This window comes from Microbacterium sp. P5_E9 (genome assembly GCF_054049175.1).
On sequence record NZ_JBFUMV010000001.1, the window covers coordinates 672,985 to 680,257 of the forward strand.

General features: G+C 68.2%; 9 protein-coding genes. 8 read left to right on the forward strand and 1 reads right to left on the reverse strand.

What is annotated here, in order from left to right:
• Nucleotides 1-168: 168 nt before the first annotated feature.
• On the reverse strand, nt 169-312 hold the full coding sequence (locus ACXJ3V_RS03365) for a hypothetical protein (protein ID WP_457098858.1): 144 nt from the start codon (nt 310-312) through the stop codon (nt 169-171).
• A 135-nt stretch (nt 313-447) separates the two neighbouring features.
• Here ACXJ3V_RS03365 and ACXJ3V_RS03370 point away from each other — a divergent pair, with 135 nt between their 5' ends.
• From ACXJ3V_RS03370 to ACXJ3V_RS03405, 8 genes are all read left to right on the forward strand, one after another.
• Entirely contained in the window at nt 448-1,848 is a 1,401-nt protein-coding gene (locus ACXJ3V_RS03370) for a recombinase family protein (protein ID WP_457098832.1), read from the forward strand.
• The gene (locus ACXJ3V_RS03375; RefSeq protein ID WP_457098833.1) at nt 1,845-2,201 is read left to right on the forward strand and encodes a hypothetical protein; all 357 of its coding nucleotides are present in this window, start codon (nt 1,845-1,847) and stop codon (nt 2,199-2,201) included. The genes ACXJ3V_RS03370 and ACXJ3V_RS03375 overlap by 4 nt, the downstream gene beginning before the upstream one ends.
• A gap of 117 nt (nt 2,202-2,318) precedes the next feature.
• On the forward strand, nt 2,319-2,546 hold the full coding sequence (locus ACXJ3V_RS03380) for a hypothetical protein (protein ID WP_457098834.1): 228 nt from the start codon (nt 2,319-2,321) through the stop codon (nt 2,544-2,546).
• Entirely contained in the window at nt 2,543-2,806 is a 264-nt protein-coding gene (locus tag ACXJ3V_RS03385) for a hypothetical protein (RefSeq protein WP_457098835.1), read from the forward strand. Before ACXJ3V_RS03380 ends, ACXJ3V_RS03385 begins: the two co-directional genes overlap by 4 nt.
• Nucleotides 2,803-3,603, forward strand: coding sequence for a bifunctional DNA primase/polymerase (locus tag ACXJ3V_RS03390; RefSeq protein ID WP_457098836.1), 801 nt, complete (start codon nt 2,803-2,805; stop codon nt 3,601-3,603). Before ACXJ3V_RS03385 ends, ACXJ3V_RS03390 begins: the two co-directional genes overlap by 4 nt.
• Nucleotides 3,600-5,066, forward strand: a complete 1,467-nt coding sequence (locus ACXJ3V_RS03395) for a DNA primase family protein (RefSeq protein ID WP_457098837.1) — start codon at nt 3,600-3,602, stop codon at nt 5,064-5,066. The genes ACXJ3V_RS03390 and ACXJ3V_RS03395 overlap by 4 nt, the downstream gene beginning before the upstream one ends.
• A gap of 55 nt (nt 5,067-5,121) precedes the next feature.
• Nucleotides 5,122-5,391 (forward strand): hypothetical protein, encoded by a 270-nt coding sequence (locus ACXJ3V_RS03400; RefSeq protein WP_457098838.1) that lies wholly within the window; start codon nt 5,122-5,124, stop codon nt 5,389-5,391.
• A 160-nt stretch (nt 5,392-5,551) separates the two neighbouring features.
• Complete coding sequence (locus ACXJ3V_RS03405; protein WP_457098839.1) at nt 5,552-7,063, forward strand: hypothetical protein; 1,512 nt, start codon at nt 5,552-5,554, stop codon at nt 7,061-7,063.
• The last annotated feature ends 210 nt before the right edge of the window (nt 7,064-7,273 follow it).

Below are 7,273 nucleotides of genomic sequence, written 5' to 3' on the forward strand. Positions count from 1 at the left end.
TGCCTGGCAGTCCACCACCGGTCGCCGCTGAGGCTGAGAGTCCCGCTCAGATCCATTTCCGGCCCCTCACGAACCACACGTCCTGGCGACTATTCAACCCTCGCGCGGGCGTTAGCGCGCGGTTCGCCGTGCTCGTAGACCCACGGAATCTCGCGACTAAGCCGAGTATTACCCCTGAACTGTTACTGCCGGTAGCCCAGCGGTCATCAACGTGATCAGCACCCAGCCGGGCACGTCGCCGCGCTCGTCGGCGAGCAGATCCTCGGCGGCGGCGCGCAGCTTCTCGCGCAGACGTGTGGGGATGAGTGACATGGTGGTGCTCCCTTCGACCTTGCGGTCAGACGATTCCGAGACGAAGCATGAAGACCCCTGGAAACACCGCGAACAGGATGCTCAGAGGGAGGATGAGGAAAACCAGCGGGACGAGCATTGAGTTAGCATCTACCTATGCAGACAGCCATCTACACCCGGATCAGCGAAGACGACGGTACGGCGCTCGGCGTCGCACGGCAGCGCGAAGACTGCGAGCGCGAGGCCGCACGGCGCGGCTGGACGGTCGTGGACGCCTACACCGACAACGACGTCAGCGCGACCCGCTCGAAGATCCGCCCGGAGTATCAGCGGATGCTCGCCGACATCGAGGCCGGCACGGTCGAGGGCATCGTGGTCTGGGACGTGGACCGCCTCACCCGCACCCCTCGGGAGCTTGAGGACATCATCGACCTCGCCGACCGTCGTGGCCTGGCGCTCGCCTCGGTCGGCGGTGACATCGACCTCGGCACCCCGCAGGGACGCATGACCGCCCGCATCAAGGGCACCGTCGCCCGGCACGAGACCGAGCAGATGAGCCGCCGCATCCGCCGCAAGTCCGATGAACGTGCCGCGAGCGGCCATCCGCACGGGCAGATCGGCTACGGCTTCACTCGCGTCGACGGCCGCGACGTCGCGCACCCCGAGCAGTCGGTCATCGTCCGCGAGGCCGCACGGCGCATCCTCGACGGCGAGAGTCTGCGGCGCGTGGCGGCGGACTTCAACGAGCGCGGTATCCCCGGGCCGAGTGGGAAGGCACTGTGGTCGACGGCGACCCTGCGGCAGATGCTCATGCGGCCGAGCCTCGCAGGGCTTCGTCAGCACCGCGGCCAGGTCGTCGGCGACTCGACCGGCGATGCCGTGCTGGACCGCGACACGCACGACCGACTGGTCGCGCTGTTCACCGACCCTTCGCGTCGCACCTCCCCCGGAACCGGACGCGCACCGAAGTACCTGCTGAGCGGCATTGCCCGGTGTGGCCGCTGCGGTGGCACGATGCGGCGGCTCGTCGGCTGGACGCCCAAGCCCGAGTCGAAGTCGCGGAAGGCCGTCGCGCCGGCGTACGCCTGCGCCGACTGCCACAAGGTCCGTCGTCAGCAGGCAGCCCTCGACGCGTTCGTCGAGGAGCTCATCGTCGGCCGGCTCGAGCTCGCGGATGCCGCCGACATCTTCACGCAGGGCAACCCTGCGGCGGTGGCTGAGGCTCGGGACGCCATCGCGGCCATCGACGCCCGGCTCGCGACTGCGGCCGACGCGTTCGCCGACGGTGCCATCGACGGCTCGCAGCTGACGCGCATCACGGCTCGACTGCGCGAGGAGCGCACGGCGCACGAGGTCGCGCTGACGAAGGCGATGCCGCCCGCCATCCCGCCGCACCTCGTCGGCGACCGCGCTCGCGAGGTGTGGGCATCCCTCGACATCGACCGCCGCCGCGCTGTCCTCACGACCCTCCTGGACGTCACCGTCCTGCCGGGCGGTGTGGGTCGGTCATTCGACTCGACCCTCATCCAGACCACCTGGAAGGATGGCTCGCGATGAGCACCCAAACAGAGGTTCGGGTGGACTGTGAGAACGGCCACAAGAAGCGGACCATCGCCCGGTTCGCAACGTGGGGCGACCCGTCGAAGGGGTCGCCGGTCTGGTGGCCCGAGGCGGGCGCTCGCCAGACGTTCCTGGACATCGGGCCGTACGAGGACCGGGTGCTGACGACACTGAACGGCACGGCGATGCACCGGACTCAGACGCAGGTCACCTGCCCGCACTGCACCCGCTCGCTCTCGGCTCGCGGCGCGACGCTGGACGACGCCCTCACCGAACTCGCTCGCGACGGTGCTCGTCGCATCGACTTCGGCGACCTCATCACTAGTGCAACATCGGCGGCGAGCAACTAGAATCGGGAGTACGCCGGTAGTCGTGAGCCGGGGTAAGCACGTCACGACCATCAACGCCTCTTAGCGGGGGCACCGTGGAGGACTACGTCCTCCGGTACTCCCGTGGAGGCGTTTTCCATGCCCGCTAATGACGACCCGAAGTTCCGCTCGCTCCGTGGCAAGGATGCCGCGCTGTCTCGAAGCCGCGACCCGCTCGACCCCGAGTACGTGGAGAATCGCCGCGAACTTGTCGCAGTCTCCATTGCGCACGACATCCAGGACCGCCTCGCCGGTGCGCCCCCGCTGACGGCGAGGCAGATCGACACGCTGACCTCGCTCCTGCACTCGCAGGGCGGTGTCGCATGACCTACCGGCAGACCGACTACTGGACGGTCAAGCAGAACGGCGACAACTCCATGTACGCCAACCCGGACGGCCTGCCGTTCGCGCCCGAGGACATCGAGGACGCCGAATGGGGTGTCGTCTACCTCGCGGGTATCAACGCGGGCGAGGGCACCTGCCCGTTCTGCCCGGCCTATCGCTCGGTTAAGTCGAAGGTGCAGCTTGCCCGGTACTTCGGTCGCCGCTGGGCGCACACCCGGTGCGTCGAACGTCAGTCGAAGTGAGTCCGCTCGACTACGCCTTCCAGCACGTCCTGAGGGGGTGGCCGGTGTTCCCCGTCCAGCCGCTCGGGTCGTCCGAGGAGAAGAAGCCGTACCCCGGCTTCACCCGCTGGGAGGAGCGCGCGACCACGTCGTCCGAAGCCATCGCGGCATGGTGGCTGTTCGACTACCCCGACGCCATCCCGGCGGTCTGCCCGGGTCTGGTGCATCGGGTGTGCGTCGACGTCGACGAGCACCCCGGCAAGCCCTCGGGGTTCACCTCGCTGGTGCAGAACGGCATCCACGTCCCGCCATCGGTGCCTCGGTTCCCGTCGGCATCCGGCAACGGCGTGCACTACTGGTATCGGGGCGACCTGACCTCGCGGAACGCGGTGCTCCCCGGCATCGACCGGAAAGCGCACGGCGGCTACGTCATCGCGATGTACGACCTGCCGAAGCCGTCGTCCATCCGGGTGCAGGTGCCTGCCGACTTCCACGGCCCGAACGTCGGGATGCTGGAAGACCCGTACGACGGCAAGCCCTCGGACTGGATTGTTCGCCTCGGCGGGCTGACCCCGTCCCCGCGGGTCCGGCTGGTCGTCACCCGGCTCGCGGCCGAAGTGTTCGACGGCCACGACAACCTGCTCCGAGCGCAGGCGCACCTCGTGCGGCTCGGTGCGGAAGGCCACGGCGGGGTGCCCGAGGCGCTCGCCGAAATCAGGACGATGTGGCTCGCAGTGCCGCATGTCTCGGGCGACCCGAACGACGAATGGACCACGGCACTCGCGGGTGCCATCAAGAAGTACGGAGGCACGGCATGAGCAACATCACACCGCTCACCCCTGGGTCGGGCAAGAAGAAGGGCAAGCCGCAGGGCCGGCGCTCACTCGCGCAGTTCAGCGACGCCGAGGTGGCCGACCTCGTCGGCAACCGCCTACAGGGTCGAGCGCTCTGGTCGGGCGGCTGGGGCTGGCTCGGTCGACGGACGGGAGTGTGGGAGCCGCGGTCGGATTCGTGGGGCTTCGGGCTGGTCTCGGAGACCATGAGGGCGTGGGCGTACGAACTCGCCGAGCAGATGAAGCAGGGGTCGCCGGTGGACCCGAAGGAGATCAATCGCCTGCTCTCGACCTCGCGCGCGGCATCTGTCACCCGGCTGGTCTGCGCTCGGCTCGAAGTCCGACCCGAGGAGTTCGACGCCGACCCGTACTTGCTGAACTGCCCGAACGGGGTGCTGCACCTCTACACCGGCGAGTTCCGGGAGCACCGGGCGAGTGACCGGTTCATGAAGTCGACGGCGGCGAACTACGACCCGGATGCCCGGTCGGATGCGTGGGATGCCGCTCTCGAATCCATGAACCCCGAGGTGCGGGCCTGGATGCAGCTTCGGTTCGGCCACGGCCTCACCGGCTACAAGACTCCCGACGACAAGGTGCTCTGCCTCATCGGCGGCGGGTCGAACGGCAAGAGCGTGATGCTGACCGGCATCGAGAACGCCGGTGGTGACTACGTGCGGCAGGTCTCACCGAAGGTCATCACGTCGACGCCGTCGGAGCACACCACCTCGATGACGACCCTGCTCAACCTCCGCATCGCCCTCCTCGAAGAACTCCCCGAGGGCCGGCACCTGAACGTCGCGCGGGTGAAGTCCATCACCGGCACCGAGACCATCACGGCCCGGCGCATCGCGAAGGACGACATCACCTTCCACGCCACGCACGCGATGTTCATCACGTCGAACTACCTGCCCACCATCGACGAGAACGACCACGGCACCTGGCGTCGGCTCGAACGGGTGCCGTTCCCGTTCCGCTACATCGAGGTGCCGACCGAGCCGAACGACCGACCGCTCGACCTCACCGTCCGCGCGCGCGTGGCCGAGTCCGGTGAAGCTGTTCTCGCGTGGCTGGTCGAGGGTGCTCGGCTGGCGCTGAACGACCCGAAGGCATTCCGCACCGTCCCGGCAGAGGTTCAGCAGGCGACCGCCGAGTGGCGTGCGCAGACCGACGTCATCCAGCAATTCGCCGAGGACTGCCTGACGTTCGGGGACGACACATTCCGGGTCTCGAAGGCGATGGTCGTCGAGGCGTTCTCGGCCTGGCTTCGGGAGAACGGGCACTCGCGCTGGTCGTCCCGCAAGTTCTGGGGACGCTGGGAGTCCTCCGTCCTGAGCCACGCCGTGACCGAGGGCAAGATGTCCGGCAACGACCGACGCACCGCACTCATCGGCGTGCGGCTCATCACCTCCATGACCGACGCCCCGTACGTCGCGTTCACCGACGAGTAGACCCATAGCAGGGGGGTCGGACATCGTCCGACTCCCCCGGCTCGGAGGATGCACCATGTCCCATTACCACCGTTCAGCCGCAGGGCAGCGGCAGTCGAAGGCCGCGCGCGCGCACGTCACGCTCCCGGCTCAGTGCGCGAAGTGCGGGGGGATCATCCAGCCCGGCGAGCCGTTCGACATGGGGCACGTCGTCGACGTCGCGCAGGGTGGAGCCGCGTCCCCGCTGCTCCCCGAGCATCGACGCTGCAACCGGAGATCCGGCGGCCGGCTCGGTGCCGCGGTGACCAACCGCAAGCACACCCGAGGAGCGTATCCATCGTGGTAAAGCCCCGGTCAGACTACGATTCGGAGTGTGGAACCGCACCCGTCCCGCGAATCCCGGAATGGATAGACGCCCTAGGGACCGTTCGCCAATTGGCGAATGACCCCTACAGCGCCAACTGAAACCGGGATTGGCGGGACACCCCCCGAACGGAGGCCCTCCTTTGAGCGTCAGCGACACCCCCGGCTCTCGCCAGCGTCGCGTTCCTGACCGAGCTGGATGGGACTGGGACGAGGTGCTGCGCAGCGGGATCTCGCCGAGTCTGCGGTCGGTCGGGGACGTTCCCGATGAGACCCGAGCCGAGTTCCTGGCCGGGGTCGACATGCTGAACTTCAAGCAGGCGACCATCAAGCCACAGCAGCTGCACGTCGCGGACACCATCGGTCTCGGGCGGAAGTTCACCGGCATCCTGATGCCTCGGCGCACGGCGAAGACCACCAGCATCTTCGAGGTGCTCATCGGTCGGTGCCTGAGTCGGCCGGGGTACATCGTCGGGTTCACGACGGGCATCAACGCGCTCAAGGCTCGGACTCGGTTCCGGCAGGACGTGATGCCGAACATCTACCGGCGGCATCCGATTCTGGAGGGATCCGGGGTACGGAAGTTCCAGCAGACCGCGGGCATGGAGCAGATCGAGTTCGAGAACGGCTCGTACTTCATGGTCGGCAAGCCGCACGAGGACTGGTTCCGCTCTGAGGCGTTCGACGTCATCTTCATCGACGAAGCCGGTGAGGCCGACCAGGACAAGTCCGAGTCGATCCTGGTCGGCGCGTTGCCGACGATGGACACCCGACCTGGCTCGCAGATCATCCTGGCCGGCACCGCCGCGGACTTCCGCACCGGGAGCATCCTCTGGGACACCCTGCAGCGCGAGGACGACCACCGGGTCGCTCTGCTCGGGTACGGCGTCGATCAGGGGACCAGCGCGGAGGATCTCGCCGACTGGGACTCGGTGGAGCCGCTGCTGCGGCTGCATCACCCCGGCATCGGGACGCTGACGACGATGGAGGACGTGCGCGACAACTTCGAGCACATGACGCCGGCGAGGTTCGCCCGCGAGTACCTCGGGCTGTTCGGCTGGACCGGCGAGGTGAACGGCATCATCGACCCGGCGAAGTGGCACCAGGCCGAGGTGAAGACGGCCCGCTACCCCACACCTCCCGCGAAGTTCGGGCTGGCGATGGCGGCATCACCGAACCAGCAGGCCGGGTCCATCGTCGCGGCGTGGCGCGTCGACGGCATCGCGCACGTCCTCGTCCTCGCGTCCGAGCCGGGGGTGCGCTGGATGGCCGGCAAGGCTGCCGAGCTATCCCGCCGGTATCGGGTGCCGGTCGCGCACGACTCCATCGGCGTCGTCCTCGTGCACGCCGAGGAGATGGCGCAGATGCGACCACGTCCGACGATGACCCCGTTCACGATGCGGCAGATCATCACGTCGGCTGCGAAGTTCGCCGAGGCTCTCGACTCCGGTCGGCTTCGCCACTACGGGCAGGACGTCCTCACGTCGGCCGCGCTCTCGGCTCGCCGTCGCTCCATCGGGGAGTCCGGCTGGGGCTTCGGTCGACGGCACCCCGACCAGGACATCACCGCGCTCGAAGCGGCCGCCATCGCTCTGCGGGCGTACGACGAACTCCCCGTCCGTCAGACCGTCCGAGTCCTCCGGCCAACCGGCTGAACCGACCGCAGACTCGGCGAGATCCCGCTGCGCAGCACCTCGTCCCAGTCCCATCCAGCTCGGTCAGGAACGCGACGCTGGCGAGAGCCGGGGGTGTCGCTGACGCTCAAAGGAGGGCCTCCGTTCGGGGGGTGTCCCGCCAATCCCGGTTTCAGTTGGCGCTGTAGGGGTCATTCGCCAATTGGCGAACGGTCCCTAGGGCGTCTATCC

Coding starts and splice junctions, on each gene's coding strand:
- ACXJ3V_RS03365 (WP_457098858.1), bottom strand. CDS start 312: ATGTCACTCATCCCCACACGTCTGCGCGAGAAGCTGCGCGCCGCCGCC.
- ACXJ3V_RS03370 (WP_457098832.1), top strand. CDS start 448: ATGCAGACAGCCATCTACACCCGGATCAGCGAAGACGACGGTACGGCG.
- ACXJ3V_RS03375 (WP_457098833.1), top strand. CDS start 1,845: ATGAGCACCCAAACAGAGGTTCGGGTGGACTGTGAGAACGGCCACAAG.
- ACXJ3V_RS03380 (WP_457098834.1), top strand. CDS start 2,319: ATGCCCGCTAATGACGACCCGAAGTTCCGCTCGCTCCGTGGCAAGGAT.
- ACXJ3V_RS03385 (WP_457098835.1), top strand. CDS start 2,543: ATGACCTACCGGCAGACCGACTACTGGACGGTCAAGCAGAACGGCGAC.
- ACXJ3V_RS03395 (WP_457098837.1), top strand. CDS start 3,600: ATGAGCAACATCACACCGCTCACCCCTGGGTCGGGCAAGAAGAAGGGC.
- ACXJ3V_RS03400 (WP_457098838.1), top strand. CDS start 5,122: ATGTCCCATTACCACCGTTCAGCCGCAGGGCAGCGGCAGTCGAAGGCC.